This is a genomic window from Streptomyces sp. NPDC087844, from assembly GCF_044742785.1.
GTDB lineage: Bacteria > Actinomycetota > Actinomycetes > Streptomycetales > Streptomycetaceae > Streptomyces.
This window is the reverse complement of sequence record NZ_JBIUVD010000022.1, coordinates 148,272-173,755: the sequence shown is the minus strand read 5'-3', so window position 1 is coordinate 173,755 and position 25,484 is coordinate 148,272. Positions and strand designations below refer to the sequence as shown.

Here is a 25,484-nt window from a genome sequence, read left to right as displayed (position 1 = left end):
CGCCCGAGACCGCCCCGCCCAAGGCAGCGTCGCCGAGAGCCCGAGCGCCCGAAACCGGACCGCCGAGGGCTGGGGCGCCCGCAACCGGACCGCCGGGAGTCGCGGCGCCCGGGGCCCGTGCACCGGAAGCCGGAGCACCCGAAACCCGGTCCCCGACAACTGGGACTCCCGGGGCCCGGTCACCGATGGCTGGGGCGCCCGCAACCGGACCGCCGGGAGTCGCGGCGCCCGAGACCGCGCCTCCCTCCGACGAGCCGACGTCTGAGGAACCGTCAGCGCGGGGCCCGTCGCCGGTGGAGCCGTCGCCGGTGGAGCCGTCGCCGGAAGGCCGGGCGGCCTCCGAAGGCCGGGCCCGGTCGTTCTCCGCCGGTTCGCCGTGGGCGGGATCGCCCGCATCCGGGCAGCCTGCACCGCCGCCAGGCCGGCTCGCAGCGGGCGCGCCTGCGCCTTCGGCATGGGCCCCGGCCCCGGCACCCGCACCCGCAGCCGCATCGGCATCGGCATCGGCATCGGCATCGGCATCGGCAAACGCAGAGGCAGAGGCACCGGCACCGGCACCGGCAAACGCAGGGGCATCGGCACCGGCGTCCGGCCGAGCCGACCCCCGCCGGTCCCCCGGTGGTGCATCGGCCCCGTAACCCCGTTGCACGCCGGTGGACTCGGCCCCGTACTCCCCGCTCCCGGCCAGGGGAGCGGCCCCGTCCCCCTGCCCCCCGCCCGGGAAGGCAGTCCCGTCCCCCCGACCCCCGCCCGGGAAGGCAGTCCCGTCGTTCGGTGTGTCGGACGGTGTCCGGGTGTGAGGGCCCGTCAAGTCTTCGTCCAGTGCGGCCAGCGCTCGGGCCACCTGCGCCGTCGCGGGGCCCGCGCTGTCCAGCCACCATGACACCGCGGCCTGGTACGCCCCCGGATACAGCGCGGCGCTCACCTTCGGCACCGTGGCCGGCAGGGTGCCGCGCAGGTCGTCCAGCAGGGCGCGCAACAGCAGCGGGCTGCCCGCGCTCGCCCGTACGCAGTCCTCCACCCACGCCCGCGGGACCGTGCCGAAGTCCGACCGGACCAGCCGTGTCGTGGAGTCGGCCCCCAGCGGAGCGAGGGTGAGGGTGCGCACGAGCGCGGGCGAGAGGGTGTGGGCGAGCCCGGCCGACGGTGCGTCTACGTCGTACTGGCTGCGCTCGGTCACGACCAGCGACAGCGGTAACCGGTCCACCCGCCGGGCGGCGTCGACGAGCCAGCGCCGCGAGGCGTCGTCCGCGAGATGGACGTCGTCCACGGTCACCAGGAGCGGCGGTCCGGCCGTGAGCGAACGCAGCAGCCGCCACAGCCAGGCCCCCCGGGCCCGTTCGTCCGGCACCTCCCGGGCCTCGGGAAACTCCGCTTGCGGGCCGAGCAGTTGACGTACGGCAGCGAAGGGCAGAGCTGTGTCGTCGGGCGAGCAGCGGGCCCTCAGCACCCGCATCCCGGCCTCCTCCGCCTGCTCGGCGGCGGCTTCGAGGAGCGCGGAACGGCCCGTACCGGTGGCACCCCGCAGCAGGACCAGCCGGCCGGTTCCGGCGCGGGCGCGCGCGGCCTCGGCGGCGACCGCTTCCAGGGTTTGACGACGCTCAAGCAGTGGTACGTACATCCCTGCCTCCCTCGCGGCCGTGGTGCGGCCCACTGTGTGGGACGGCGGAACAGGCGGGTCCCGTTGCGTGAGATGACCCACTGACATGTGTGCGGCGTCGTTTCCGATCCGGTTTCCGATCTCGTGGTGTGTCTCGTGGTGCTCCACGATTGCGCCGAACACACGGTCCCCAGAAGTGTGATGACCGCACGCCTGTCACGGACGCCACAGAGGTGACGGGCTCGTGAACATAGGGGAGTCCGTTGCGCAGTTCATTTGGGACCGCGGCTCCGGGCACGGCAGAGCCCGAGTCCCGGATACCGGTGGCGGTACACGCCTCGGACCCGATCACCCGGGAGGGAGCGCTCAGCCAACTGCGCCAGCACCCGGTGATCGACCTCCGCGAGGAGACCGAGACCGGCCCCGACACGGTCGCCCTGCTGATCAGCGAGACGCTGGACGAGAGCGCGCTCTCCCGGCTGCGCAGACTGGTGCGCAGCGAGGGCGCCCGAGCCGTCCTCGTGGTGAGCGTGATCCGCGAGACCGAACTCCTCGACGTCATCGAGTGCGGGGTCGGTGCCATCGTGTGGCGCCACGAGGCCACCGCGCACCGGCTGGTGCAGGCGGTCGTCGCGGCCTCCCGGGGCGACGGCGATCTGCCCGCCGACCTGCTCGGCCGGCTGATCAGCCAGGTGGGTTCGCTGCACCGCACGACGAGCAGCCATCCCGGGGCCCCTTCCTCCGGGCTGGCACCGCGTGAGGTGGATGTGCTGAGACTCGTCGCCGAGGGGCTCGACACCGGGGAAATCGCCAGCAAACTGTCCTACTCCGAACGGACCGTGAAAAACGTGATGCACGGGCTCACCACCCGACTGCATCTGCGCAACCGGGCTCATGCGGTGGCACATGCCCTGCGCGAAGGCTACATCTGATCGAACGGGCAGCCGGAGACGGACGCGGGGGCAGCACTCTGTGCCCGCCTGTCGTCCCCGGCGTGCCTGCGGAGGCGAGGCCTTCAGAGGCACGATCGGTTACGACAGCGGTTCCGGTGGCGCCGCGGGACAGCCGCGCCGTCATCCGGTGGCGGTACGGCAGGGCACAGCACGGCAGGGCGGGAGCACGACGGTGATCCACGAGGTGGACGAGGTCCTCAAGCGGCTGCTCGGAAGCGGTGCGCTGGCCGGGTCCGGCATCGACGTCTCCTTCGAGGCCCCGACCCGCGACTGGGCGGCCCGGCGCAACGCGCCGACCATCAACACCTACCTGTACGACATCCGCGAGGACGTCTCCCGGCGCCAGCGCGGCCACACCGCCGTGCGCGACGACCGTGACATCGTCGTACGCCGTCGCCAGCCGCCCCGCTGGTTCCGGCTGTCGTACCTGGTCACCGCGTGGACCAAGCAGCCGCTGGACGAACACCGGCTGCTGTCGGCCGCGTTGGCGACCCTGCTGCCCCACGAACTGATGCCCGCGAGCGAACTGCCGGGTCCGCTCGGCGCGCTGGGCCTGTCCATCCCGCTCACGGTGGCCGGACTGCACACCGAGTCCCGGTCCCTCGCCGAGATCTGGTCCGCGATGGGCGGCGAACTGAAGCCGTCCCTGGACCTCGTCGTCACCGCGCCCTTCCCGGCCTTCCCCGAGTACGACGCCGGTCCCCCGGTCACGGAGGGCGCGGGCCTGCGCGTACGCGGCATCGACGGCTCGCTGGAGGGTTCGGAGGAACGCCGGCACCGGCCGCGGCACCTCAAGTCCTCGCCCCTGGGCACCGGTACCCGCGAAAGCACCGACACACGCGAGAACACCGGTCAGCACGACGACACCGGTGACCGGCAGAACACCGGTGACCGGCAGAACGCCGACGACCGGCAGAACACCGGAGAACGGCAGAAGTGACCGCCCACGCCCCGCTCACGTCCGACACGCTCCTCCTCCGGCTGGCCCGGCTGCGCGACCGCGTCGCCGAGTTGGTCGACGAGCGCACCGCCGGAGATCCCACGGCGGGCGATCCGCTGCGTGGCCTGTACCTCTCCGACGAGGCCGTACGGCACCTTCTCGGGCCCACGACGACCTCGTACCCCTCCGCCTTCGAGGACGAGGCGGGCGACCGGGGCCGGGGCCGGGGCGCAGAAGGAGAAGGAGACGGAGACAGGGACAGCGACGGGGACGGGGCGGCGTACGAGGGCGCCGGTGCCGACCGGCTGGAACTGCTCGCGGTGCGGCTCGGGATCACCGAGCTGGACCTGCGGATCCTGCTGATCGCCCTCGCACCCGACCTGGACCGTTCCTTCGAGTCGCTGTACGGGTACCTCAACGACGACGTCAGCAGGCGCCGGGCCACCACCGGGCTCGCCCTCGACCTGTGCGGGCTGCCCGTGCACTTCGCCGGGGCACGGGCCCGTTTCCATCCCTCGGCACCCCTGACCGCGCTCGGCCTGCTGAGCGTCGAGGATCCCGAACGCCCCTTCCTCAGCCGGTCGCTGCGCGTACCCGACCGGCTCGTCGCGCATCTGCTCGGCGACGACACCCTGGACCCCGCGCTCGTCGGCCACGTCCACCCGCTCGCGACCGCCGCGCCCTCGCTCGACGACGAGTTCACCGCCAAGCTGGCCGCCCGGCTGGGCACCGCGCCCCTCACCGTCTATCTGCGCGAACACCGCGAGGGCGACGGGCTCGCCGGTGCCGCCGCAGCCCTGCGGGCCGCCGGATACGAGGCCCTGCACTACACGGGCCCCGAGGACCGCGTACCCGAACTCCTGCGTGAGGCCCGGCTGCGCGCCGCCGCCGTCGTCGCGTCCGCCCTGCCGGACCAACCCGGTCCGCTGGTGCGGGCGTTGGCGCAGACCGGAGTACCCGTGCTGCTCACCGGGTCACGGCCGTACGACCCGCAGTGGTGCGAGCACGATCCGCTGGTCCTCGACGCCCCCCGGCAGCGGGCCGGCGCGGTGGACGTCTGGTCGGCCGCCCTGCGGCAGGAGCCCGGCTTCGACCTCGCGGCCACCGTGGCCCCCTACCGGCTCGGCGGCGACCGCATCCTGCGGGCCGCGCACGCCGCCCAGGGCCTCGCCGTCTTCGACGGCACGCCGGTGACCGCCGCGCATCTGCGGCTCGCCGCCCGGCAGCAGTCCGCCTCCGGGCTGGAGCGGCATGCCCGCCGGATCAGGCCCGAGGTGGGCTGGCAGGACCTCGTCCTGCCCGACAAGCCCCTCGTGCAGCTGCACGAACTGGCCCTGCGCGCCCGCCACCGCGATCAGGTGCTCGGCGACTGGCGGCTCAGCGCGGGCGGCGGGCGGGGCCGTGGTGTCCTCGGTCTCTTCGCGGGCGAGTCCGGTACCGGCAAGACCCTGTCGGCCGAGGTCGTCGCCGCCGAACTCGGCCTGGACCTGTACGTGGTGCAGCTCTCCTCGATCGTCGACAAGTACGTGGGCGAGACCGAGAAGAACCTGGAGCGGATCTTCACCGAGGCCGACCGCACGGACGCGGTGCTGCTCTTCGACGAGGCGGACGCGGTCTTCGGCAAGCGCTCCGAGGTCAAGGACTCGCACGACAAGTACGCCAACATGGAGAGCGCCTACCTGCTCCAGCGCCTGGAGTCCTTCGACGGCATCGCCCTGCTCACCACCAACCTGCGCGCCAACATCGACGAGGCGTTCACCCGGCGGCTCGACATGGTGGTCGACTTCCCGTTCCCCGACCCCGGGCAGCGTCTCGCCCTGTGGCGGCACAGCCTCGCCGCGGTGCCGTGCGCGGAGGGCACCGACCCCTCGGCGGTCGCCGACGCCTTCGAGCTGGCGGGCGGCTCGATCCGCAGCGCGGTCGTCACCGCCGCCTACGCCGCCGCCGGACGCGGCGCCCCGGTCACGACGGCGGACCTGCGCGAGGGCGCCGAACGGGAGTACCGCAAGGCGGGCCGACTGGTCCCCGGAGAGGGCAACTGGTAGGTCCGGCGGGTCCGGCGGGGGCCGTTCGCGCCGTTCCCCGCGCCCCTCAAAAGCGGGGCTGCGCCCCTGCTTTTACCCTTAAGGGGCGCGGGGAACGGCGCGGCCCACCCCCACCGGACCCGCACGCGGCTCACACGGTGAATTTGACCGCTTCGAGCCACAGGTCGTTGTTCAGGGTGCCCCCGAAGATGAACGCTTCACCCTCACCGGGCTTGTCGCAGGCCAGTCCGAGCCACGCCCCGTCATGGATGTGCGCGTTCTGGCAGACGGCCCCACCACCGCTGCCGACGTTGATGGTGAACCCCAGCAGGTTCGGCGCGTCCTTCTTCGTACTGCCGATGTAGTTGTCGATACCGTTCTTCGCACCCGACCAGGGCGCGACGTAGTGCCCCTGCCCATTGGTCGACTCGGGGTCGTGGACGAACGCGGCGCTCGCCGTCCCGTCGGTTCCCGACACGGCGATGTTGAGGCTCTTGAGCGGCGTGTTCTCACCCACCGTGCCGGCCGTCTCGCCGTCACACACCGCTTCCGTCCAGCCCTCGCCCTTAACGAAGGCCCGGTAGCAGATGTGCTTCTTGTCCGGCTCCTCCGCGGCCAGTTCCTGGACGGCGGTCGCCGCCGTCCGCTCCGGGGCCTTGGTCTCCTTCTCCTCCTCGGAACCGCCGCCCCCCGCCCCGGCCGCGGCTCCGCCCGCTGCCTGCGTCTCCGCGGCGGCCGGGGGCGTCGAGGGGGCGACGGTGGGAGTGGTCGGTATGGGCGGGGACGCCGTGGGACTGCTGGGCGGCAGGGTGCTGATGCCGGCTTCCTGCAGTTTCTCCGTGGCGGCGCTGCGCACCTGCGGCTTGTAGGCGATCCACAGCATCACGAACGTGATGGCGAGAGCCAGGAAGACGCCCAGGAAGGTGGCGAGCCAGCGCGGCAGGAAACCCCGCTGGACGTAGGTGCCCTCCACGTCCAGCGGCTCCACGCCGGACCGCTGGACGGCGAGGGTGTAGGGGCGTGACTCCTTCGAACCGAACCAGATGATCTCGCGCGGCTTCAGCGTCGTCTTCACGAACGCCGCACGGCCCGGATCGATCTGCACATTCGACGGGTAGATGTCGTACGACAACTGATCACCGTTGTCGCTGCCGCTCACCGACGCCGTCAGCTTCGTGTTGCCCAGGTTGTCCACCGCCAGCTTCGGACGACCCCGGAAACGGCCCTTCACCGTCGGCGGCACCAACTCCGCCCGCACCTCCGTGAACGGGGTGATGGTGAGGTTCCCCTCCGGGACGGTGGTCGCCTCGGGGTGTTCGGTCGGCGTGATCCGCACCGCGTACGGATTGGGACCCGCCGTCGCATCGGGCGTACGCGGCGGCGCGAACGCGATGTCCACCGAACCCGTCGTCCCCGGATAGAGCCGCAACACCTGCGGTTCCACCCTCGCCCACGGCGCCAGCGGACCGACCGCCTCGAAGCGGTACTCGTCCACCACATCACCGGTGTTGCGAAGACGCAGCCGCACCGTCGCACTGCCACCCGGGTCCACGGTCGCGGAGGCGGGCTCCAAGGAAGTCCATAGGCTCACTCCGGGAACCTAAACGCAGTGCCGGTGCCGGGTCAGGAAGCAGCGGGGCACGGTGCATGCCCGAACAGGCGGCACGGCTGCCCCGGGTCCCGTTCCTCGGGTCTCATTCCCTCGGGTCTCATTCCCTCGGGTCTCATTCCTTGGAGGGATGGATGACCAGCCACTCCTGGTCATCGGTGTTGGAGCAGTGATACAGCGTCAGGTTCGTGTCGACGCCGCCGGTGCTGAACCCGGCCACGTCCAGGCACTTGTTGTTGCTGGCGAAGTTGCGGATCCAGTAGGCGCCGCTCTCCTGCTTGTCGATCCACCACAGATCGTTGTCGGCCGACGTGCCGTCGCACGGGGACTCGTACACCCCCACCTGCACGGGCTCGGCCCCGGAGTTCGGCAGGTCCATGCAGAACTGGTCCTTGACGTTGCGGATCACGAAGAGGGCGGAACCGCCGGGACCCCCCTTCGGCACACGCACCTCCAGGTTCCAGAGCTGGTTGTCCTCGTCCGGGTTCCCGGTGCAGGTGGCCTGCTGTACGCGGCCGTGCTCCTTGCCCTTCTCACGGCCCGGGATGTCGGCGCACATCTTGGTGGTCGGGTTCCGCAGGAGGATCTCGGTCGCGGGGACGACACTCTTCGGCGTCGACTTCGGCTTCGGGCTCTCCCCACCTCCGCCGCCGCCACTGTCTCCGTCTCCGTCTCCGTCTCCGTCTCCGGACGCCGACGGAGCGGCGGGCTCGGAGGCCACCGGCTCGACCGACGGGGCCTTGGGCGCCTCGGGGGTCAGTGAGGGGGAGGGAGCCAGGGTACTGATGCCGGCTTCCTGCAGTTTCTCCGTGGCGGCGCTGCGCACCTGCGGCTTGTAGGCGATCCACAGCAGCACGAACGTGATGGCGAGGGCCAGGAAAATACCGAGGAAGGTGGCGAGCCAGCGCGGCAGGAAACCCCGCTGGACGTAGGTGCCCTCCACGTCCAGCGGCTCCACGCCGGACCGCTGGACGGCGAGGGTGTAGGGGCGTGACTCCTTCGAACCGAACCAGATGATCTCGCGCGGCTTCAGCGTCGTCTTCACGAACGCCGCACGGCCCGGGTCGATCTGCACATTCGACGGATGGATGTCGTACGACAACTGATCACCGTTGTCGCTGCCGCTCACCGACGCCGTCAGCTTCGTGTTGCCCAGGTTGTCCACCGCCAGCTTCGGACGACCCCGGAAACGGCCCTTCACCGTCGGCGGCACCAACTCCGCCCGCACCTCCGTGAACGGGGTGATGGTGAGGTTCCCCTCCGGGACGGTGGTCGCCTCGGGGTGTTCCGTCGGCGTGATCCGCACCGCGTACGGATTGGGACCCGCCGTCGCATCGGGCGTACGCGGCGGCGCGAACGCGATGTCCACCGAACCCGTCGTCCCCGGATAGAGCCGCAACACCTGCGGCTCCACCCTCGCCCACGGCGCCAGCGGACCGACCGCCTCGAAGCGGTACTCGTCCACCACATCACCGGTGTTGCGAAGACGCAGCCGCACCGTCGTACTGCCACCCGGGTCCACGGTCGCGGAGGCGGGTTCCAGAGAAGTCCAAAGGCTCACATACGGACGCTAGCCATCGGACGGGCCTCGGGCAGCGGACCCAGGTGCACGCTGTGCTGCCCGAAAGGCCCACAGGTGGGGCCGTCAGCTCCTGCCGTCAGCTCCCCGTCAGCTCCCCGTCAGCTCCTGGGGATCGGTGAGCCGGTGGCCGTCATGACGAAGTGCGCGTAGGAGTCGGCGTTCATCAGTGCGCGCCGGCCCATGGCGTACCAGTTCTCCTGCCGCTTCGGACGCTGCGTCTCGTTGTCGCCCGTGTAGGTGGCCGGGTCGCGGGCGGTCCGCCTGCCGAGCATCGCGGCGTCCTGCGTGGCCGCGGTGGCCGGGTCCAGGACCGTCGCCAGACCCGCCTGCGCGGCGTCCTCCGACAGCTCGTGGTCGTACGAGCTGTACTGGTAGTCCAGCGTTCCGGCGAAGCGGTGCGTGGCCTCGTGGATGACGTACCAGGCCACCTCGCCCTCCTCCCGCAGGTTGATCGCGCCGGTGCGCCCCGAGTCCATGGACGGAAGCGCTTCGCTCTTCATGTAGTCGGGATTCAGCCGGGCGGCATAGTCCTTGGTGCTCGCGTCGACCCAGCCGGCCGCGCCGGACGCGTTCGCCCCCTTGGCCGAGAGGTCGAACATCGACGCCTCCCCGACCAGGGCGATCTGCGCGCCCTGCGAGGCCAGGCCCACCTGAACGCGTCGCAGGACCTCGGAGATCCGCGGCAGGAGAGTACCGACCTGCTGGGGAGTCGCCGTCTGGAACACCGGGAACGCGGACGTCAGTGCCTGCAGCAGCACGCCGTTCGGAGCACCGCCCGCCGCGTTCAGCAGGGCCAGCGCGGCCGTCATCTTCTGCTGGGCCTCGACCACCGCCTTGCGGGTCCTGGTCTCGCGCTGCGGGTACTTGTGGTCGGCGATGGTCCCGCGCTTGGAGATGGCGACGGCGCCGCTGCTGTGCAGTTGCCGGGTGACGTCGTCGTACTTGTCACCGTGCTGCAGTGAGGTGGAGTCGACCTGCAGTTCGGCGGTGGTCCTGGTCCGGCCGTCGCTGTCGAACCACGTGCCCGAGTTCTGCCCCATGGCGTGGTGCGTCCTGGTGCTGCCGTTGAACGTCCACACCGCGCGCTGGATCGCGTGTCCGCCAAAGCCGTGCCCGGCACCCACGGTCGTGGAGTCGTTCAGGGCCTCGGTGGCGGAGTCGTTCAGGGCCTCGGTGGCGGTCGCGCCCCCGGGAGTGACCGCGCGCTGCACCGGCGGCGGCCCGCTCCGCGCCTGCGCCTCGATCGCCTCCGCCCGCTTCTCGCCCCAGTCGCCCTGGCTGGAGACCTTCAGGCCCGAGCCGTTGTCGGTACCGGGGACGGCGCCCCTGCGCTGGTCCTTGACGTGCTGCAGCTCGTGGATGAGGGTCGGCTTGTCCTTGCCGTCCCAGACCACGTTGTCGCCGGCGGTGTACGCGCGGGCGCCGATCGCCTGGGCGGACTGCAGGGCGACCGTGTCCGTGTGCAGCTTCACGGTGCTGAAGTCCTCGCCGTCGAACCAGCTCGCCGTCTCCTTCAGCAGCGAGCCGTTCATCCGGCTGCCCGGGGACTTCACGACCTGGTCCACCATCGTGTGCTGTTCGTCCGGGGTGGGCCCGTGGCCCGCGCTGTGCTGGTGCTGCCTCCGCTGCACGGCCCGGGTCACCGCCGCGTTGCCCGCCGCGCTCTGCAACGCCAGGATCCGGTCCGCGGTGGTGTTCCGCTCCGTCGTGGGGCGGACCCGTACCTGATCACCACCGGCCTTGTCGGCCTGGGCCTCCTGCGCGCGCATGACGTTCCCCTCCACGACTGATCTTCCAGCGTTACCGGGCGGGATCGGCCGCGGGGAGAGCGGTGAGGGCAGTCCTGCGGGCAGCACGGACGGTTTCGGGGGCACTCGGGTGTCCCGGACTGCCCTTGCGGGCAGGGAGTTTGCCCCCGATCAGGTACCGCAGGACGTTTCAACGAACGCTCGCGCGCGTGAAGCTCGGAGTAGACCTGTCTCGTACCCCGAGGAGCGCAGAGCATGCCGTCCTACCTGTCACCCGGCGTTTACGTCGAGGAGGTGGCCAGCGGCTCGCGTCCCATCGAGGGAGTGGGCACGTCAGTGGCTGCCTTCGTGGGGCTCGCCCCGCACGGCCCGCTGAACGAGCCGACGCTGGTGACCAACTGGTCGCAGTACGTCGCGGCCTTCGGTGTCTTCACCGAAGGCTATTACCTGGCGCATTCCGTGTACGGGTTCTTCAACAACGGCGGCAGCGCCGCCTACGTCGTACGGGTCGGCGGCGCGGCCGACGGCGCGTCGGCGAACGGCGTGTCCGCGAACGGCGCTCCGGCGGCCGTCTCCGGCTCCGCGGCCCCCGCCGCGCTCACGGCCGGCGAGCCGAAGCAGCTCGGCACCTTCAGTGTGACCGCGGTCGCGGGCGGCTCGCTCAGCGTCGAGGTCGCGGACCCCGAGGGCGAGGGCCCCGCCGAGCGCTTCAAGCTGATCGTCAAGGACGGCGAGAGGCCGGTCGAGACCTTCGACGTGACCGCCAAGAAGGGCGGCCGCAACTACGTCGTCACGCAGGTGAAGGAGCGCTCCAAGCTCATCACCGTGCAGGAGGCGGCGCCCACCGCGCAGCTGGCGCGCCCCGACAACCAGACCGTGGCCCTGGCCGCCCCTTCGGCCGCCTCGTCCAGCTCCCCCGCCGTTCCGGCCGGGTCGCAGGACTCGCACCCGGGCCCGGCCCAGTACCTCGGCGACTCCGCCGACCGCACCGGCTTCGGTGGCCTGGAGGCCGTGGACGAGATCTCCATGGTCGCCGTCCCCGACCTGATGGCCGCCTACCAGCGCGGCGCGATCGACCTGGAGGCCGTCAAGGCCGTCCAGCTCGGTCTGATCGCGCACTGCGAGCTGATGGGCGACCGCGTCGCCGTCATCGACCCGCCGCCCAGCCTCAACGCCCGTGAGATCCGCGTCTGGCGCCAGGAGACCGCGGGTTACGACTCCAAGTACGCGGCCCTGTACTACCCCTGGGTCAAGGTCTTCGACCCCGCGTCCGGCAAGTCCCGCCTGACCCCGCCGAGCGGTCACGTCGCCGGTATCTGGGCCCGCAACGACTTCGAGCGCGGTGTGCACAAGGCGCCCGCCAACGAGGTCGTACGCGGCGCGGTGGACCTGGAGCTCCAGATCACCCGCGGCGAGCAGGACCTGCTCAACCCCATCGGCGTCAACTGCATCCGCGCCTTCCCGGGCCGCGGCATCCGTGTCTGGGGCGCCCGCACCATGTCCTCGGACCCGGCCTGGCGCTACCTGAACGTCCGCCGGTACTTCAACTACCTGGAGGAGTCGATCCTGCTCGGCACCCAGTGGGTGGTGTTCGAGCCGAACGACCACAACCTGTGGGCCCGGATCCGGCGCAACGTCTCGGCGTTCCTCGTCAACGAGTGGCGCAGCGGCGCCCTCTTCGGCCAGCGGCCGGAAGAGGCGTTCTACGTCAAGTGCGACGAGGAGACCAACACCCCGGAGTCGGTCGACCTCGGCCGCGTGATCTGCGAGATCGGCATCGCGCCCGTCAAGCCCGCCGAGTTCGTGATCTTCCGCCTGGCCCAGTTCTCCAGCGGCAGCGGCGAGCTGGAGGAGTAGGCACCGCCTGCTTCCCCGGCTAGCCCCCGCGTGCCTCTCCGTACGCGGTCCCGTACGCCAGCTCGTACGTCACAGACAAGAACCCTCAGAAGGACAGAGAACAGATGAGTCTCAGCCCGGGTGACGCTCTCACTTCACATAATTTCGGTCTCCAGATCGACGGCGTCATGGTCGAGTACCTCGCGGAGGTCAACGGCCTCAGCATCGAACAGGACGTCATCAAGCACCTGTCGAACTCGGCGCAGGGCAGGCCCGAGGTCAGCCTCATGCCCGGCGTGCAGAAGGACGGGCAGTGCAGCGTGGTGCGCGGCATGACCCAGTCCCCGGCGTTCACGACGTGGATCAACGACTCGATCGCCGGTCAGATGAGCACGGCCCGCAAGAACGCCTCCATCATCATGATGGATTACCAGAACAACCCGGTGAAGCGGTACAACATGCGCAACGCCTGGTGTTCCAAGATCGACGCCAGTGCGCTCAAGGCCGGCGAGGCATCCGCGCTCACCGAGACCGTGACCATCGTCTTCGAAGAACTGGTCATCGAGTAATGCGCCGTACTGCTGCCAGGGCGGGCGCGGGCCCGGTCGTGGACGCACCGGTACCGGAGCCGGTGGCGGCGCCGGAGCAGACCTCTGCTCCGGCGCCCGCCGCCGCTCCGGCGCCGGCGCCCGCGCCGGTGGCACAACCGCTGCGCACGGAGTTCCCCTTCGAGCTTCCGCGCGGCTACGTCGACGACGCGGGCACGGTGCACCGGGACGGCGTGATGCGTCTGGCCACCGCCCGGGACGAGTTGATCCCGCTGCGGGACGTCCGTGTCCAGGAGAACCCCGCCTATCTGTCGGTGGTCCTGCTGGGCCGGGTCATCACCCGCCTCGGCACGCTGGCGATGGTGCACGACGGCATCGTGGAGAACATGTTCGCCTCCGACCTCGCGTTCCTGCAGGACTTCTACCGGCAGGTCAACGCCGAGGGCCACACCCGCGCCTCCGTGCAGTGCCCCCACTGCTCGGAGCCCTTCGAGGTCGAACTCGGCGGGAGCCGCCTGGGGGAATCGTGACGTACGCGACCGACCGGCTGCACGAGGAGATCGCGTACGTCGCCTACCACTTCCACTGGAGCCTGGAGACCATCCTGGATCTCGAACACCAGGATCGTCGCCGCTACACGGAACAGATCGCGTCCCTGGTGACCCGGGGCGGGGCGGAGGGCTGATCGGTGGGGTTCCTCGACCGACTGAGGGGCGGCGCGGCGGCATCCGCCGCACGTTCCGCTCCCACGGGAGCGCATGCGGCTACAGGTACGGGTGCGGGTGCCGTACCCGCTGCGACCGTCACGGGTACGGCTGCCACGGGCACGGCTGCCACGGGTACCTCCGTGGGTGCCGGGCCGGCCGCGGTGGTCGGCTGGACGGGGCTGCCGCCGATCCAGCGGACGGCCCTGGGCCGTACCGGGGTCGCCGACTCCGGCTTCGGTGGTCGGCTGAGCACCTGGCAGAACCCCTCTCTCACCGGGACCCTGTCCCACGCCGTCCTCGACGGAGCGCCGGGCGGGCTGATCAGGAACGCGCTCACCACGTCGGCCGCGCCCGTCGCCGGACTCGAACCGCCGTCGCGCGTCCTGCCGGTGGCGGGGCCCGACGTCCCCGAGGCCGCCCCGTCCCCGGCGGTCGGTCACACAACACCGGTGCAGCGCGCGTCCCTGCCCGTCACGGCGTCCCGCCCGACGGGCCCCCGGGTGACCGCCGTACCCCCCAGGCCCCACCGGCAGAACTCGCTGACCAGGGTGCCCGCCACGCCCGCAGTACAACGGCGGGCTCTGCCGGTGGCCCCCCGACCGACACCACCCGCCCCGCGGACACCGGACCCCACTCCGTCGGGTCCCAGTTCGTCGGGCCGCACTTCACCTGGTCTCACTTCATCTGGACCCGCTTCATCTGGACCCGCCTCGCTGGGTCCCGTCCCGTCGGGTCCTGCCTCGTCGGGTCCTGCCTCACTGGGTCCTGCCTCACTGGGTCCCGTTCCGCCGGGTCCCGTTCCGTCCGGTCCCACTTCGTCCGGTCCCGCCGCGCTGGGTCCCGTCCCCTCGGGTCCCGTCTCGTCGGGTGCTCCGACGGTGAGGGCTACGAGGTCGGGTTCTACGGCGTCGGGCGCCGCCAACCCGGTGGCGGGCGATCCCGGCAGCGCGGTGGCCCGTTCCGGCGGACCGGCGGTCAACGTCCAGCGGGCAGCGACGACCGGCCCCGTCGGAACACCGGCCCCCGCGAGCAGCCCCACCCCGACCCATCCAAGCGACCCGACTCCGGCCGGACCCGTCCGGCCCGCATCCGCATCCGCATCCGCATCCGGTGAAGCTACGGCGTCCGGCTCCAGCAGCCGTACTGCCGGGACCAGCGGTACGGGGGGCAATCCCGGCAACTCGGTGGCCCGTTCCGGCGGACCGGCTGTCAACGTCCAGCGGGCCCCGGCGACCGGCCCCGTCGGAACACCGGCCCCCGCGAGCAGCCCCACCCCGACCCGTCCCAGCGACCCGGCTCCGGCCGATCCCGTACGGCCCGCGCCCGCGTCCACGTCCGGTGCCGGTACGGGCGCCGACGCCGGCGGCGCGGTGACCCGCACCAGTGGACCGGCGCTCAACGTCCAGCGGGCGAGGGCTGGTTCGCCCGGAACTCCGGCCCGCGCGGACAGCCCCACCCCGACCGGACCCGTACGGCCCGCGTCCGCGTCCGCGTCCGGTGGCAGTACGGCGACCGGCCCCGGCAGCGCGGTGACTCGTACCAACGGACCCGCGCTCAACGTCCAGCGGGCAAGAGCCGGTTCGGGCGGCGCGACGCCCACGCCCGCCGCCGCACCCACGCCCACGCCCGCACCCGCACCCGCTGCGAACACGACCCCTGCCTCAGCCACCACCGGCCCCGGCCCCAGCAGCCCTGTAACGCGCCCCGTCGCAACGGCGGTCACCCCCGTCGCGGTCCAGAGGGCGACGGCCGGGCCCACCCCGGCAGCCAACACCCCTGCCGCTGCCACGTCGGCGGTCGAGGCCCGACAGCCGACGGCCGACCCCCAAGTCCCCGCCCCTGCCCCTGCCCCTGCCCCTGCCCCTGCCCCTGCCGAAACAACGGCCGCCGGTGCCGGCAAGGCGCCCGTCCGAGTCCAGCGGGCGGCGGCCACTCCCAGTAACCCGGCGGTCGACGTCCAGCAGGCGAGCAGCGCTCCCAGTCGTACGCCGAACGCGCCCGCCGGGACACCGGCCGGCCCGCGTGGCACGGCGACAAGCGTCCAGCGGGCTTCAACCGGTTCCAGCGGCACGACAGCCCCGTCCCACAGCGCTCCGGCGCACGCCCCTTCGGGCACGGCGCCCGTCGTCCAGAGGTCGACAGCCGGGCCCACCGAGCACAGGACGCCGTCGGCAGCCGGCCCCGCCGCCGCGAACTCGCCTGCTGCAGGGCCGGGTCAAGGCGGCCCCGGAGCCCCCGCTGCCGCTTCACCCCCTCCGAGCACCCCGGCCGGTTCAGGCCCGTACCCCGTGCAGCGGAGTGCTTCCACTGGCGTGCGGCGTATGGGGCTCGGCGCGCCGACGGCCGGGAACCCGTCCGTCACCCGCTCAACGGCCGCTCGCCCCGGCCCGGCAGCCCCGCTTCCCGTCACCTCGGCCACCCCGCCCTCGACTCTGCCGACCGCTCCGAACGGTCCGACCAGTTCCGCCGCATCCGCACGCCCCGCCGACCGCCCGCAGACCCCGGCCGTACCGCCGACGCTCCCGAACGCAACTCCAGCCCCAGCCCCGGCCCCGGCCCCGGCCTCAGCCCCGGTCGCTCCTCCGCACACCCCGGTCCAGCGCGCCACCGCGCCCGCCGCGCGGCAGCGCCCCCTGCTCGGCGCTCCTCTCTCCGCGCCTCCCGTGAACACGCGGCCTCTCTCCGGGCGTACGTCTCCGGCCGGTTGGGCCCCTGCCGGACCGCCTTCCGTGCAGCGTGCACCCGCACAGGCACAGGCACAGGCACCCGCAGAGGCACCCGCACCGGCACAGGCACCGCCGACACAACCCCTCCGCCGCCCGGCCGTACCCCTCTCCACCCCGCCCGCCAACGGCCTTTCCGTGCAGCGCGCCACGGCCGCCCCCTCCGCGGTCGTCCCCGCCACCAAAGCCGTAGGCGGCAGACAAGCACCGCCACAGGCACTGTCACCCGCACCCGCATCCGCACCCGCACCCGAGCACGCACCCGCACAAGCGCCTGCACCGATGCGTGCCCTCACCCCGGCCCGCGCCCTCGCGCCGTCCCTCACGCCCACGGCACCCCCCGCGCACCGGCGCCCCGCCCTCCCGGCCCCCGTACCACTGCGCCGCCCGGCGCCCACGCCCAGCCGGTACGGAGCGTCCGGTGCGGGACCGGCGGCCGTGCAGCGGGCCGTCACGCCCGGTGCTCCCGCCGGCCGTGCCGTGCCGCTCCTCGCGGCCACCAGGTCCGCTCCCGCCGGGCCCGTCAGGACGGTTCCGGCCGCGCAGCCGCTGACGGTGCCGAACGCGTACCCGGCCCCGGCAGTCGTCCAGCGGCAGGCGGTCGCCGCACCCCGGACGGCCACGGCACCCGCCGCCACGGCTCCCGCACCGGCGCCGGCTCCGCCACGCCCCGCTCCCACGCCCGTGCCCGCGTCCGTACAACGCGCCCTGCTGCCGACGTCCGCCAGGGCCACCACCGCCGTGTCCGCGGTCACGGTTCACGGCGGTTCGTCGCACGGCTCGTCCGGGTCGGGCTCCGCCGACGATCCGCCGCCGTACAAGCAGGGCGGCCCCCCGCCGGCGTACAGCGCGGTCGCCAAGGGGCAGTTCGACCCCCGCTCCCTGACCGACTTCCAGCTCGACGAGCTCACGCACCGCCTGATCAGCCGGATCACCCGGATGATCCGTACCGAACTGCGGCTCGACCGGGAGCGGATCGGCAAGCTCCGCGACCCACGTCGCTGAGCCGCCGCCGACCGGCCGAGACCCGCAGCACCCCGCGCCACCCGGCACCACCCGGCACCACCCCGCACGACCCCGCACGACCGACGTCCGCAGAAAGGCCGCCCCCGATGCCCCGCGCTCTCGACCCGGGCTCCACCATCTACTTCACCCTGACCATCGACGGCGAGAGCCTCGGTTACTTCAACGGGTGCGAGGGACTGTCGTCCGCGGTGGAGATCGAGCAACGCCAGGAAGGCGGCAACAACGGGTTCGTCTGGCAGCTTCCGTCCCGTGTCACCTTCTCCAACATCCGGCTGACCCGGCCGCTGACCCCCGACACGACCAAGGTCGCGGCCTGGATCTCGTCCGTGGCCACGGGCATCAAGCGGCCGACCGCGCAGATCGCCGCGCTGCGCGCGGACGGTTCGGAGGTGGCGCACTGGGGGCTGATCGACGTGCTGCCGGTGAGCTGGCAGGGGCCCTCCCTGGACCCGGCCAACCCGAACGTGGCCACCGAGGTCCTGGAGATCACTCACCACGGATTCACGGACTGAGGGGCGGGACACCACCATGGCCAAGGGAAGCAAGGGCGCGGGCAAGAGCCTCGTACGCGCCACGATCGCCATTCACGAGCCGCCCGTCGGAGCGAGCACCACTCCGGGCGGTCTGATCAAGACGTTCAACTTCGACTTCAACCCCTCGCAGCTGCAGCTGAGCCGGCGCTCCCAGTGGAAGTCCACGCCGGCCGCGGGCGTGCGCGACGGCACGGTCCCGGAGTTCATGGGGCCCGAGCCCCGGGAGATGACGGTCGAGATCTTCCTGGACTCGTCCACGAAGCCGACCAGCAACGCCGTGCTGAAGAACGTGGAATCCCTGCTGGACTGCTGCGAGGTGACGGCCAAGAGCATCGCCGCGAAGCAGCCCTCGCCGCCCTGGGTGGTCTTCCAGTGGGGCTCGTTCTCCACCGCGCGCTTCACCTCGTACGTGAGTTCCGTGGACGTCACCTACTCGCTGTTCGGCACGACCGGTGTGCCGATCCGGGCCACCTGCCAGGTGTCGCTGCACGAGATCCCCAGCACGATCAAGGGCCAGAACCCGACCTCGGGCGCGCTCACCGCGCAGCGGGTGCACCGGGTCGTCGCGGGCGACTCCCTGCAGTCGCTGGCCTGGCGCGAGTACGGCAACGCGTCCGCCTGGCGCGCGATCGCCGAGACCAACGGGATCGACAACCCCACGCACCTGCCCACCGGTGTCGAGCTGGTCCTCCCCGCCGCCGAGGAGGTGCGTTACTGATGGCGAAGACGTCCTTCTCCAACATCATCCACGTCACCATCGACGGCAAGAAGATCCCGCCCGACTACATCAACCTGCTCGTCGCCGGCTGGGCCGACCTCGGAGCGGGCGTGCCCGGCGAGTTCCGGCTCACCTTCCGTGACCCGGACCGGAACGTACTCGGCAAGCTGAACATCAGGTTCGGCTCCAAGGTGGTCCTCGCGCCCGTCGCCGACGGCAAGGGCGCGGCGAACCCGCTGATCACCGGCGAGGTCACCGGCATGGAGACCGACTACGACGGCACCGGTACGTTCAGCGTCGTCCGCGGCTACGACCCGGGCCACCGTCTGATGCGGGTGCGCCGGGTGGCCGCGTACCGCAACCAGACCGCCTCCGACATCGCGCGCAAGCTGGCCGCGATGAACGGTGTGGCGATCGGGAGGATCCAGACGACCAAGACGGTCTACGAGTTCATCTCCCAGTCCAATGTGACGGACTGGGACTTTCTCGCGCGGCTCGCCGACGAGAACGAGATGGTGATGTCGCTGGACGCCAAGGGGAAGTTCGAGTTCGCCGAGCCGGATCCGGCCTCCAAGGCGCCCCTGTCGACCTCCCCCGAGGATCCGAACCCCCGGGTGCTGCGGGGCCGGGTCGACGTACTGCGCTGCCGGGCCGCCGTCACCGCCGCCGACCAGGTCGACAAGGTGGAGGCGCGCGGCTGGGACATCCCGACCAAGAAGAAGATCGTCGAACTCAGGAAGGCCGGCACCTACACCGGTTTCGCCATCGGGACCACCCCGCAGAAGGCCGCCAGCGCCTTCAAGGCGGCCAAGCTGGTCGAGACCGACACCCCGTACGACCGCCGGCCCGAGGTCAAGTTCGCCGCCGCCTCCCTCGCGGACGACCTCACCTCCTCGTTCGCCGAGCTGGAGGTCACGGTGCACGGCAATCCCGTGCTGCGCCCCGGGGTGGCCGTCGCGCTCACCGACGTGGGCGTCCCCTTCGAGGGCAAGTACACCGTCACCTCCGTACGGCACACCTTCGGCGCGGGCAGTCACTACGAGACGCTGGTGACCGTGAGCGGCCGGCAGTGGCGCTCCCTGTTCGGGCTGACGTCCGGCGGCGGCGCGACGGCGCCCCGGCTGCCGAGTGTGGCCAACGCGCTCGTCACCGACGTACAGGATCCGCTGAAGCAGGGCCGGGTGAAGCTGCAGTTCCCGTGGCTGGACGACGCGTACGTCAGCGACTGGGCGCGGACCGTGCAGCTGGGCGGCAAGGCGGGCGGCGGGATCTTCCCGATGGACGTCGGGGACGAGGTGCTGGTCGCCTTCGACCGGGGCGCCCTGGACCACCCGTTCGTCATCGGCGGCCTCTACAACGGCGTCGACAAGCCGACCGTGGTGAAGGACGTGTGGCTGCACGACCCGGTCAAGAAGAAGGCGATCCGGCACACCGTGTCCGACCGGGACGGCAATCGGATGGACCTGCTCAGCCAGCAGACCGGCCTGCGCAAGCAGGGCGTCCGGCTGGCCACCGGCAACGACCGGCTGACCATCAACCTGGACCGCACCAAGACCGAGATCACCGTGGACAGCAAGGGCGCCGTCACCATCACCGGCGGCACCTCGGTGTCCATCGAGGCGGGTACCGACCTCTCGCTGAGCGCCCGGCGCAGCATCAGCATCAAGAGCGGCGGGCCGCTCACCCTCCAGGGCCGCGGGATCGTCAGCCTCAAGTCGCTCGGCGGGGCCGTGTCCGTGGACGCGGTGGGCGCCCTCAACCTCAAGGCGGCCGGTGCCGCGACGCTGAACGCGGGTGGCACCGTGCAGATCAACACCATCGGCCAGGTGGGCATGCGGGCCATCAACATCGACCTCATGGGCCTCGTGACGGTCAACAAGAAGCCGTACCCGATCCCGTGACGACCAGGACCAAGACGACCAGGACCGTGGCGAACAGGACCGTGGCGAACAGGACCGCAAGAACCGCGACCGCGACCGCGACCGTGACAACCACCGTCGTGACGACCATGACGACCGTGATGACCATGACGACGAGGACGAGAAGGCGGGTGGCCCCCTGATGGCCGAGCAGTTCGTCGGATCCGGCTGGGCGTTCCCGCTGCGCATCGGACCCACCGGGGGTATCGCCCTGGTCAGCGGGGAGCGCGAGATCGAGGAGGCCATCCGGCTCGTCCTGTCGACCGCGCCGGGTGAGCGGCCGATGCGCCCCGAGTTCGGCTGCGCCATCCACGACCTGGTGTTCGCCCCGGTCAACGAGGCCACCGCCGGCCGTATCCAGCACGAGGTGTACACGAGCCTCGACCGCTGGGAGCCGCGCATCGAGGTGAGCGACGTCGATGTGACCGCCGGTTCCGACAGCGAGCAGGGCGTGCTCTTCATCGACGTCCGCTACTCGATCCGCGGCACCAACAACCCGCGCAGCCTCGTCTTCCCGTTCTACGTCATCCCTTCCCACGAGGAGCCCGACGCCCCCGGCGCGGGCGACTCCCCTGAAAGCGACCGCTGATGGCACTGCCCTCCCCGAACCTCGACGACCGCCGCTTCCAGCAGTTCGTCGACGACGCCAAGCGCTACATCCAGCAGCGCGCCCCGGAGTGGACCGACCACAACGTCTCCGACCCGGGCGTCACCCTCGTGGAAACGGTCGCCCACATGGCCGACCAGATCGTCTACCGGCTCAACCGGGTGCCGGAGAAGAACCATCTGGCGTTCCTGGACCTGGTGGGCATCACCCTCTTCCCGCCCTCCGCCGCGCGTACGGACGTCACGTTCTGGCTGTCCGCGCCGCAGGACGAGCCGGTGCTGCTGCCGGTGGGCACCGAGGTCGCCACCACGCGCACCGAGAGCGAGGAGGCCGCGGTCTTCGCCACCGAGGACGAACTGGTCATCGTGCCGTGCGAGTTGCGGTACCTGGTGGTCCAGCGCGACGGTGAGCCCGTCACCGACAGGACCGCCGACCTCGCCGAGGGCAAGGACCTGATGTGCTTCACCGAGTCCCCGCGGCCCGGGGACTGCATGCTGATCGGACTGGACACCGCCGTCCCGCACTGCGCGGTCGCGATGGAGCTGGACAGCCGGGTCGACGGCGTCGGCGTGGACCCGCGCCAGCCCCCGCTGCTGTGGGAGGCGTGGACCGAGGACGGCTGGGTCGTCTGCGAGGTCGACCGGGACGGCACCGGCGGTCTGAACCGGCCGGGCGAGGTCGTCCTGCACATCCCCGGCGCGCACACCCTGTCGCGCACCGGCGGCCAGGAGGCCGGCTGGCTGCGCTGCCGGGTCACCGAGCCCCTGCCCGACCAGCCCTTCTACACGACCTCGCCGACCGTGCGCTCCGTGGACGCGTTCACGCTCGGCGGCACCACCGCGACCGTGCACGCCGAGACCGTGACCGACGAGGCGCTCGGCGAGTCCAGCGGCCTGCCCGGGCAGCGGCTGCGGCTGGCCCACTTCCCCGTGGTGGGCGACACCCCTCCGGTGCTGCTGCAGACCGCCGAGCACGAGGGCTGGACCGACTGGGAGGTCGTCCCGTCGTTCGCCGCGTCCACCTCGTACGACCGGCACATCACCCTGGACGCCGCGACCGGCGACATCGCGTTCGGCCCGGCGGTACGGGAGCCCGACGGCACCCTGCGCCAGTACGGGGCGGTGGCCCCCAAGGGCGCCGTCATCCGCGCCCGGCGCTACCGCACGGGCGGCGGCAAGTCCGGCAACGTGGCGCGCGGTGCCGTCCAGGTGCTGCGCACCTCCGTCCCGTACGTCTCCGAGGTCGTCAACCGGGAGGCGGCGCGCGGCGGGGTCGACGGCGAGACGGTGGAGGAGGCGAAGACCCGGGCGCCCATCACGCTGCGCGCCCAGGAGCGGGCGGTGACCCTGCGCGACTACGAGGAGCTGGCCCGCCGGGCCGCGCCCGAGACGGCCCGCATCACCTGCCTGGAGGGCGACGAGGGCGAGCACGGGGCGTACGCGGTACGGGTGCTGGTGGTGCCCCAGGCCGTACCGGACCCGGGCGGCCGACTGCGTTTCGAGCAACTGGTCCCCGGTGACGCGCTGTTGCACCGCATCACCCGGCACCTCGACGAACGGCGCCTGATCGGCACGCGCCTGGCGGTGGGCCCGCCCTTCTACCAGGGCATCACGGTGGTGGCCACGGTGCACGCGTTCCGTGGCACCGACACGGACCGGGTCCGCCGTCAGGCGCACGACGCCCTGTACCGGCACCTCGACCCGCTGACCGGCGGCGCCGACGGGCGGGGCTGGCGCTTCGGCCGGCCCGTGCAGTCCGGCGAGGTGTTCGCCGTCCTCCAGCGGGTCCCCGGTGTCGAACTGGTCGACGAGGTCCAGCTCCACCCGGCCGACCCGCTGACCGGCAAGCGCGGCGAAGCGACGGACCGCATCGACCTCGCCGCCCCGTCCCTGGTCTTCCCCTTCGACCACCGCGTCCGAGTGATCGGAGACCGCGCATGAGCCACCTGCCGCAGACCTCCGACCCGTCCGGGCCCCGTACCCGGCAGACCGCCACCACGCGGGGCTCCCGCGCGCGGACCGCGCGCGACGGCATCCGCCGCACGACCACCGCACCGGCGCGCCCCACGGGCCTGAGGGGCCACGCGGCCTCTCCGGCGGCTCGTCCGGTCCGTCCGGCCGAGGGCCGCGCGTGGGCCGTCGCCGGGGTCCCGGAGTGCCTCGCCCGGCACGCGGACACCCAGCACGCGTACGCCCGCGCGAGGGGAGACCGGCCGTGAGGGGTTCCATCGACGGGCTTGGCTCCTCCGCGCCCATCGGAATGACACTGCCCGCCGTGTTCGCCGACGACGATCTGGCGCAGCGGTTCGTCGGTGGGCTCGACGACGTGCTCGCGCCGATCCTGGCCGTCCTCGACAACCTGGACTCCTACTTCACGCCGTCCCTGGCACCGGTGGACTTCACGCGGTGGCTGGCCGGCTGGGTCGGCGCCGAGACGGACGGCAGCGAGCCCGAGGACCGGCTGCGCGCCGCCGTCGCCGCCGCCGCCTTCCTCCACCGGGTACGGGGCACCAGCCGCGGCCTGTCCGAGGCCGTACGCCTGGTGTTCGGCGTGGCCCCGGAGATCACCGAGAGCGGCGGCGCCTCCTGGGACGCCCGGCCGCTCGGCCCGGTCCCCGGCGACCGCCGCCCGCGCCTGCACGTCGCTCTACGGCTGCCCAACCCGACCCGTGCGGACGAACACCGCCTGGACAGTCTCGTGGCAGCCGCCCGTCCCGCCCACATGCCCTACACGGTCCAGGTGACCGCCGCCGAAAGGATTCCCGAGAGATGACCAGCCAGAACTCCGGCACGGGACAGGAGCCGGCGCGCAGCTGTGCCGAGTGCGGCACCCGCGCGGAGCCCGGCCAGTCCTTCTGCGATTCCTGCGGTGCGGTACTCGGCTGGGGCACCGGCCGTAACGCCGCGGCCCCGGTGCCCGCGGGAGCCGCCGCCCCGGCGCGGGACTCCGCGACCGGCCGCGGGGCCGACAACGAGCCGGGCAACGGTCCAGGCAGCAGTCAGGGCAGCACTCCGGGCAACGACTCGCGCGACGACGCACGCAACGAACCGGGCTGGGACGCGTTCGCCGCGCCCGGTGCCGGTACGGGCACGGCCCGGACCGCCCATGACACCCCGGCCACGGCGGTCGGCTCCGCCGCGGGCCACACCGCGGGCCACACCGCCGGGGACGAGACCCGCCGACGCGACGGCGGCGGACACGGCGGCGACAGCGGCTCCGGCTCCGCGTCCACCCCGTCCGCGGCCACCCCGCCGCACCCCTCCGCTCCCGCCGGCCCCCGCGCCGGTGCGGGCACCGCCATACCCGAACAGCGGAACCCGGCGCCGGCCCCCGCTGCCGCGTCCCCGGCCGCGCCGGCCGACCCGGCCGCCCCCGACATCTTCTCCGCCCTCACCCCGCGAACGGCCACAACGGCCACCGGCGGCCACGCGAACGACACCGACACCGAGCCGAGGGTGGCCCTCGGCCACGGCGCCCCGCCCCCCTCCGCCGCCGACACGGCGGACGAACGGGCCAGGTCCCTCCTCATCCCCGTGAACGACCCCGAACCCCGGGCCCCCGTCACACCCGCCGTCGCCCCCGTGCTGCCGGGCGTCCCGTTGGCGGGCCGTCCCCAGGTCCGCGCCCCGGGCCCCGAGTCCGGCCCGCAGGACGGCCCGCCGTGCCCGTGGTGCGCCACCCCCAACCGGCCCGACCGGCACTTCTGCGCCCGCTGCGCCATGCCCATGGAAGGCGGCCCGCGCCCGCCGGACCGGCAGACCTGGTGGCGCCGCCTGCTGAACTTCGGCAACGGGGACATCCCGTGGGCGGGCGAACGCCCCCGCCTGCGCCGCGGCTTCGGCCGCATCATGAACCTGGTCGTCGGCGCCGCCGTACTGGGCCTGATCATCGCCCTCATCGTCAACATCGGTGACGGCATCGACGCGACCCGCGACCACTTCGCCAAGCGCGCCCCGGTCGGCCCGGACAGTGTCAGGGCGTCCCGCTCGTACCCCGGACACAGCGCGCAGCTCGCCTTCGACGGCCTCAGCAACACCTGGTGGGGTCCGGGGGTCTCGCAGACCGGTGAGGGCGAGTGGGTGGAAGCCCGTTTCGACACCCCGACCCGGCTGCTGGACGTGGTGATCACCTCCGGCGTCTCGGCCAAGGTGGAACACCTTCAGGAGTCGGCCCTCCCGAAGCGCATCGAGGCGCAGATCACCACCGCCGACGGCAAGAAGAGCACCCGGATCCTCAACCTCGACCGGAGCGCGGGCGGCCAGGCCCGCAAGTTCCGGGTGGGTGAGGTCGTCGCGGTGCGGTTCATCCTGCGCTCGGCGTACGCCGCCGACGCCAAGAAGCAGGTCTCCATCGCGGAGATCGAGCTCTTCGGCCGCTCCAACGGCAGCAGGTCATGACGAGCGACACGGTG

22 protein-coding genes are annotated in these 25,484 nt (G+C 72.4%); 16 read left to right on the top strand and 6 right to left on the bottom strand.

Annotation, left to right across the window (positions count from 1 at the left end; all coding sequences use genetic code 11):
• Positions 1-1,621, bottom strand: a 1,621-nt coding sequence (locus ACIOKD_RS33525) for an AAA family ATPase (RefSeq protein ID WP_402091561.1), incomplete at its 3' end; no start/stop codon positions are given.
• Positions 1,622-1,863: 242 nt separating this feature from the next.
• Between ACIOKD_RS33525 and ACIOKD_RS33520 the strand changes: the two genes are divergently transcribed.
• From ACIOKD_RS33520 to ACIOKD_RS33510, 3 genes are all read left to right on the top strand, one after another.
• Positions 1,864-2,532 (top strand): LuxR C-terminal-related transcriptional regulator, encoded by a 669-nt coding sequence (locus ACIOKD_RS33520; RefSeq protein WP_402091559.1) that lies wholly within the window; start codon positions 1,864-1,866, stop codon positions 2,530-2,532.
• A 193-nt stretch (positions 2,533-2,725) separates the two neighbouring features.
• Positions 2,726-3,493 (top strand): DUF4255 domain-containing protein, encoded by a 768-nt coding sequence (locus tag ACIOKD_RS33515; RefSeq protein ID WP_402091558.1) that lies wholly within the window; start codon positions 2,726-2,728, stop codon positions 3,491-3,493.
• A complete protein-coding gene (locus ACIOKD_RS33510) occupies positions 3,490-5,538 on the top strand; it encodes an ATP-binding protein (RefSeq protein WP_402091557.1) in 2,049 nt (682 codons plus the stop codon). Before ACIOKD_RS33515 ends, ACIOKD_RS33510 begins: the two co-directional genes overlap by 4 nt.
• 130 nt (positions 5,539-5,668) lie before the next feature.
• On the opposite strand, the gene ACIOKD_RS33505 is transcribed toward ACIOKD_RS33510, so the two are convergent.
• The 3 genes from ACIOKD_RS33505 to ACIOKD_RS33495 all read right to left on the bottom strand — a co-directional run bounded on the left by ACIOKD_RS33505 (position 5,669) and on the right by ACIOKD_RS33495 (position 10,477).
• Positions 5,669-7,108: a hydrolase gene (locus tag ACIOKD_RS33505; RefSeq protein ID WP_402091555.1), complete on the bottom strand. Its 1,440-nt coding sequence runs from the start codon at positions 7,106-7,108 to the stop codon at positions 5,669-5,671.
• Between the two features lie 133 nt (positions 7,109-7,241).
• Entirely contained in the window at positions 7,242-8,687 is a 1,446-nt protein-coding gene (locus ACIOKD_RS33500) for an RICIN domain-containing protein (protein WP_402091554.1), read from the bottom strand.
• A gap of 119 nt (positions 8,688-8,806) precedes the next feature.
• Complete coding sequence (locus ACIOKD_RS33495) at positions 8,807-10,477, bottom strand: DUF4157 domain-containing protein (RefSeq protein WP_402091553.1); 1,671 nt, start codon at positions 10,475-10,477, stop codon at positions 8,807-8,809.
• 234 nt (positions 10,478-10,711) lie between these two features.
• Here ACIOKD_RS33495 and ACIOKD_RS33490 point away from each other — a divergent pair, with 234 nt between their 5' ends.
• The 4 genes from ACIOKD_RS33490 (at position 10,712) to ACIOKD_RS33475 (ending at position 13,525) form a co-directional block, all read left to right on the top strand.
• Entirely contained in the window at positions 10,712-12,313 is a 1,602-nt protein-coding gene (locus tag ACIOKD_RS33490) for a phage tail sheath subtilisin-like domain-containing protein (RefSeq protein WP_402091552.1), read from the top strand.
• 104 nt (positions 12,314-12,417) lie between these two features.
• Positions 12,418-12,861: a phage tail protein gene (locus ACIOKD_RS33485; RefSeq protein WP_402091551.1), complete on the top strand. Its 444-nt coding sequence runs from the start codon at positions 12,418-12,420 to the stop codon at positions 12,859-12,861.
• Positions 12,861-13,370: a hypothetical protein gene (locus ACIOKD_RS33480; protein WP_402091550.1), complete on the top strand. Its 510-nt coding sequence runs from the start codon at positions 12,861-12,863 to the stop codon at positions 13,368-13,370. The genes ACIOKD_RS33485 and ACIOKD_RS33480 overlap by 1 nt, the downstream gene beginning before the upstream one ends.
• Positions 13,367-13,525, top strand: coding sequence for a DUF6760 family protein (locus ACIOKD_RS33475; protein ID WP_188114298.1), 159 nt, complete (start codon positions 13,367-13,369; stop codon positions 13,523-13,525). The genes ACIOKD_RS33480 and ACIOKD_RS33475 overlap by 4 nt, the downstream gene beginning before the upstream one ends.
• Positions 13,526-13,983: 458 nt before the next feature.
• Here ACIOKD_RS33475 and ACIOKD_RS33470 read toward each other — a convergent pair whose 3' ends face one another.
• Complete coding sequence (locus ACIOKD_RS33470; RefSeq protein WP_402091548.1) at positions 13,984-15,198, bottom strand: hypothetical protein; 1,215 nt, start codon at positions 15,196-15,198, stop codon at positions 13,984-13,986.
• 1,354 nt (positions 15,199-16,552) lie between these two features.
• On the opposite strand from ACIOKD_RS33470, the gene ACIOKD_RS33465 reads away from it, so the two are divergent.
• The 4 genes from ACIOKD_RS33465 to ACIOKD_RS33450 all read left to right on the top strand — a co-directional run bounded on the left by ACIOKD_RS33465 (position 16,553) and on the right by ACIOKD_RS33450 (position 20,448).
• The gene (locus tag ACIOKD_RS33465; protein WP_402091547.1) at positions 16,553-17,275 is read left to right on the top strand and encodes an extensin; all 723 of its coding nucleotides are present in this window, start codon (positions 16,553-16,555) and stop codon (positions 17,273-17,275) included.
• Between the two features lie 107 nt (positions 17,276-17,382).
• The gene (locus tag ACIOKD_RS33460) at positions 17,383-17,808 is read left to right on the top strand and encodes a phage tail protein (protein WP_402091546.1); all 426 of its coding nucleotides are present in this window, start codon (positions 17,383-17,385) and stop codon (positions 17,806-17,808) included.
• Positions 17,809-17,824: 16 nt separating this feature from the next.
• Complete coding sequence (locus ACIOKD_RS33455) at positions 17,825-18,547, top strand: peptidase M23 (protein ID WP_402091544.1); 723 nt, start codon at positions 17,825-17,827, stop codon at positions 18,545-18,547.
• Positions 18,547-20,448: a VgrG-related protein gene (locus ACIOKD_RS33450; RefSeq protein ID WP_402091543.1), complete on the top strand. Its 1,902-nt coding sequence runs from the start codon at positions 18,547-18,549 to the stop codon at positions 20,446-20,448. Before ACIOKD_RS33455 ends, ACIOKD_RS33450 begins: the two co-directional genes overlap by 1 nt.
• Here ACIOKD_RS33450 and ACIOKD_RS33445 read toward each other — a convergent pair.
• Positions 20,420-20,575: a hypothetical protein gene (locus tag ACIOKD_RS33445; RefSeq protein WP_402091542.1), complete on the bottom strand. Its 156-nt coding sequence runs from the start codon at positions 20,573-20,575 to the stop codon at positions 20,420-20,422. The two genes, ACIOKD_RS33450 and ACIOKD_RS33445, sit on opposite strands and share 29 nt — an antisense overlap.
• A 33-nt stretch (positions 20,576-20,608) precedes the next feature.
• Here ACIOKD_RS33445 and ACIOKD_RS33440 point away from each other — a divergent pair, with 33 nt between their 5' ends.
• The 5 genes from ACIOKD_RS33440 to ACIOKD_RS33420 are packed head-to-tail and all read left to right on the top strand — an operon-like array spanning position 20,609 to position 25,470.
• Entirely contained in the window at positions 20,609-21,055 is a 447-nt protein-coding gene (locus ACIOKD_RS33440) for a GPW/gp25 family protein (protein ID WP_402091540.1), read from the top strand.
• A complete protein-coding gene (locus ACIOKD_RS33435; RefSeq protein WP_402091538.1) occupies positions 21,055-23,013 on the top strand; it encodes a putative baseplate assembly protein in 1,959 nt (652 codons plus the stop codon). The genes ACIOKD_RS33440 and ACIOKD_RS33435 overlap by 1 nt, the downstream gene beginning before the upstream one ends.
• Positions 23,010-23,291, top strand: coding sequence for a hypothetical protein (locus ACIOKD_RS33430; RefSeq protein ID WP_402091535.1), 282 nt, complete (start codon positions 23,010-23,012; stop codon positions 23,289-23,291). The genes ACIOKD_RS33435 and ACIOKD_RS33430 overlap by 4 nt, the downstream gene beginning before the upstream one ends.
• A complete protein-coding gene (locus ACIOKD_RS33425; protein ID WP_402091533.1) occupies positions 23,288-23,845 on the top strand; it encodes a phage tail protein in 558 nt (185 codons plus the stop codon). The genes ACIOKD_RS33430 and ACIOKD_RS33425 overlap by 4 nt, the downstream gene beginning before the upstream one ends.
• A complete protein-coding gene (locus ACIOKD_RS33420; RefSeq protein WP_402091530.1) occupies positions 23,842-25,470 on the top strand; it encodes an NADase-type glycan-binding domain-containing protein in 1,629 nt (542 codons plus the stop codon). Before ACIOKD_RS33425 ends, ACIOKD_RS33420 begins: the two co-directional genes overlap by 4 nt.
• Positions 25,471-25,484: the final 14 nt, after the last annotated feature.

Excerpts from the sequence above, each read along its gene's own strand:
- ACIOKD_RS33460 (WP_402091546.1), top strand. The coding sequence starts at position 17,383 with ATGCCCCGCGCTCTCGACCCGGGCTCCACCATCTACTTCACCCTGACC.
- ACIOKD_RS33445 (WP_402091542.1), bottom strand. The coding sequence starts at position 20,575 with ATGGTCATCACGGTCGTCATGGTCGTCACGACGGTGGTTGTCACGGTC.
- ACIOKD_RS33455 (WP_402091544.1), top strand. The coding sequence starts at position 17,825 with ATGGCCAAGGGAAGCAAGGGCGCGGGCAAGAGCCTCGTACGCGCCACG.
- ACIOKD_RS33430 (WP_402091535.1), top strand. The coding sequence starts at position 23,010 with ATGAGCCACCTGCCGCAGACCTCCGACCCGTCCGGGCCCCGTACCCGG.
- ACIOKD_RS33495 (WP_402091553.1), bottom strand. The coding sequence starts at position 10,477 with ATGCGCGCGCAGGAGGCCCAGGCCGACAAGGCCGGTGGTGATCAGGTA.
- ACIOKD_RS33465 (WP_402091547.1), top strand. The coding sequence starts at position 16,553 with ATGCGTGCCCTCACCCCGGCCCGCGCCCTCGCGCCGTCCCTCACGCCC.
- ACIOKD_RS33485 (WP_402091551.1), top strand. The coding sequence starts at position 12,418 with ATGAGTCTCAGCCCGGGTGACGCTCTCACTTCACATAATTTCGGTCTC.
- ACIOKD_RS33450 (WP_402091543.1), top strand. The coding sequence starts at position 18,547 with ATGGCGAAGACGTCCTTCTCCAACATCATCCACGTCACCATCGACGGC.
- ACIOKD_RS33490 (WP_402091552.1), top strand. The coding sequence starts at position 10,712 with ATGCCGTCCTACCTGTCACCCGGCGTTTACGTCGAGGAGGTGGCCAGC.
- ACIOKD_RS33420 (WP_402091530.1), top strand. The coding sequence starts at position 23,842 with ATGACCAGCCAGAACTCCGGCACGGGACAGGAGCCGGCGCGCAGCTGT.
- ACIOKD_RS33440 (WP_402091540.1), top strand. The coding sequence starts at position 20,609 with ATGGCCGAGCAGTTCGTCGGATCCGGCTGGGCGTTCCCGCTGCGCATC.
- ACIOKD_RS33435 (WP_402091538.1), top strand. The coding sequence starts at position 21,055 with ATGGCACTGCCCTCCCCGAACCTCGACGACCGCCGCTTCCAGCAGTTC.
- ACIOKD_RS33480 (WP_402091550.1), top strand. The coding sequence starts at position 12,861 with ATGCGCCGTACTGCTGCCAGGGCGGGCGCGGGCCCGGTCGTGGACGCA.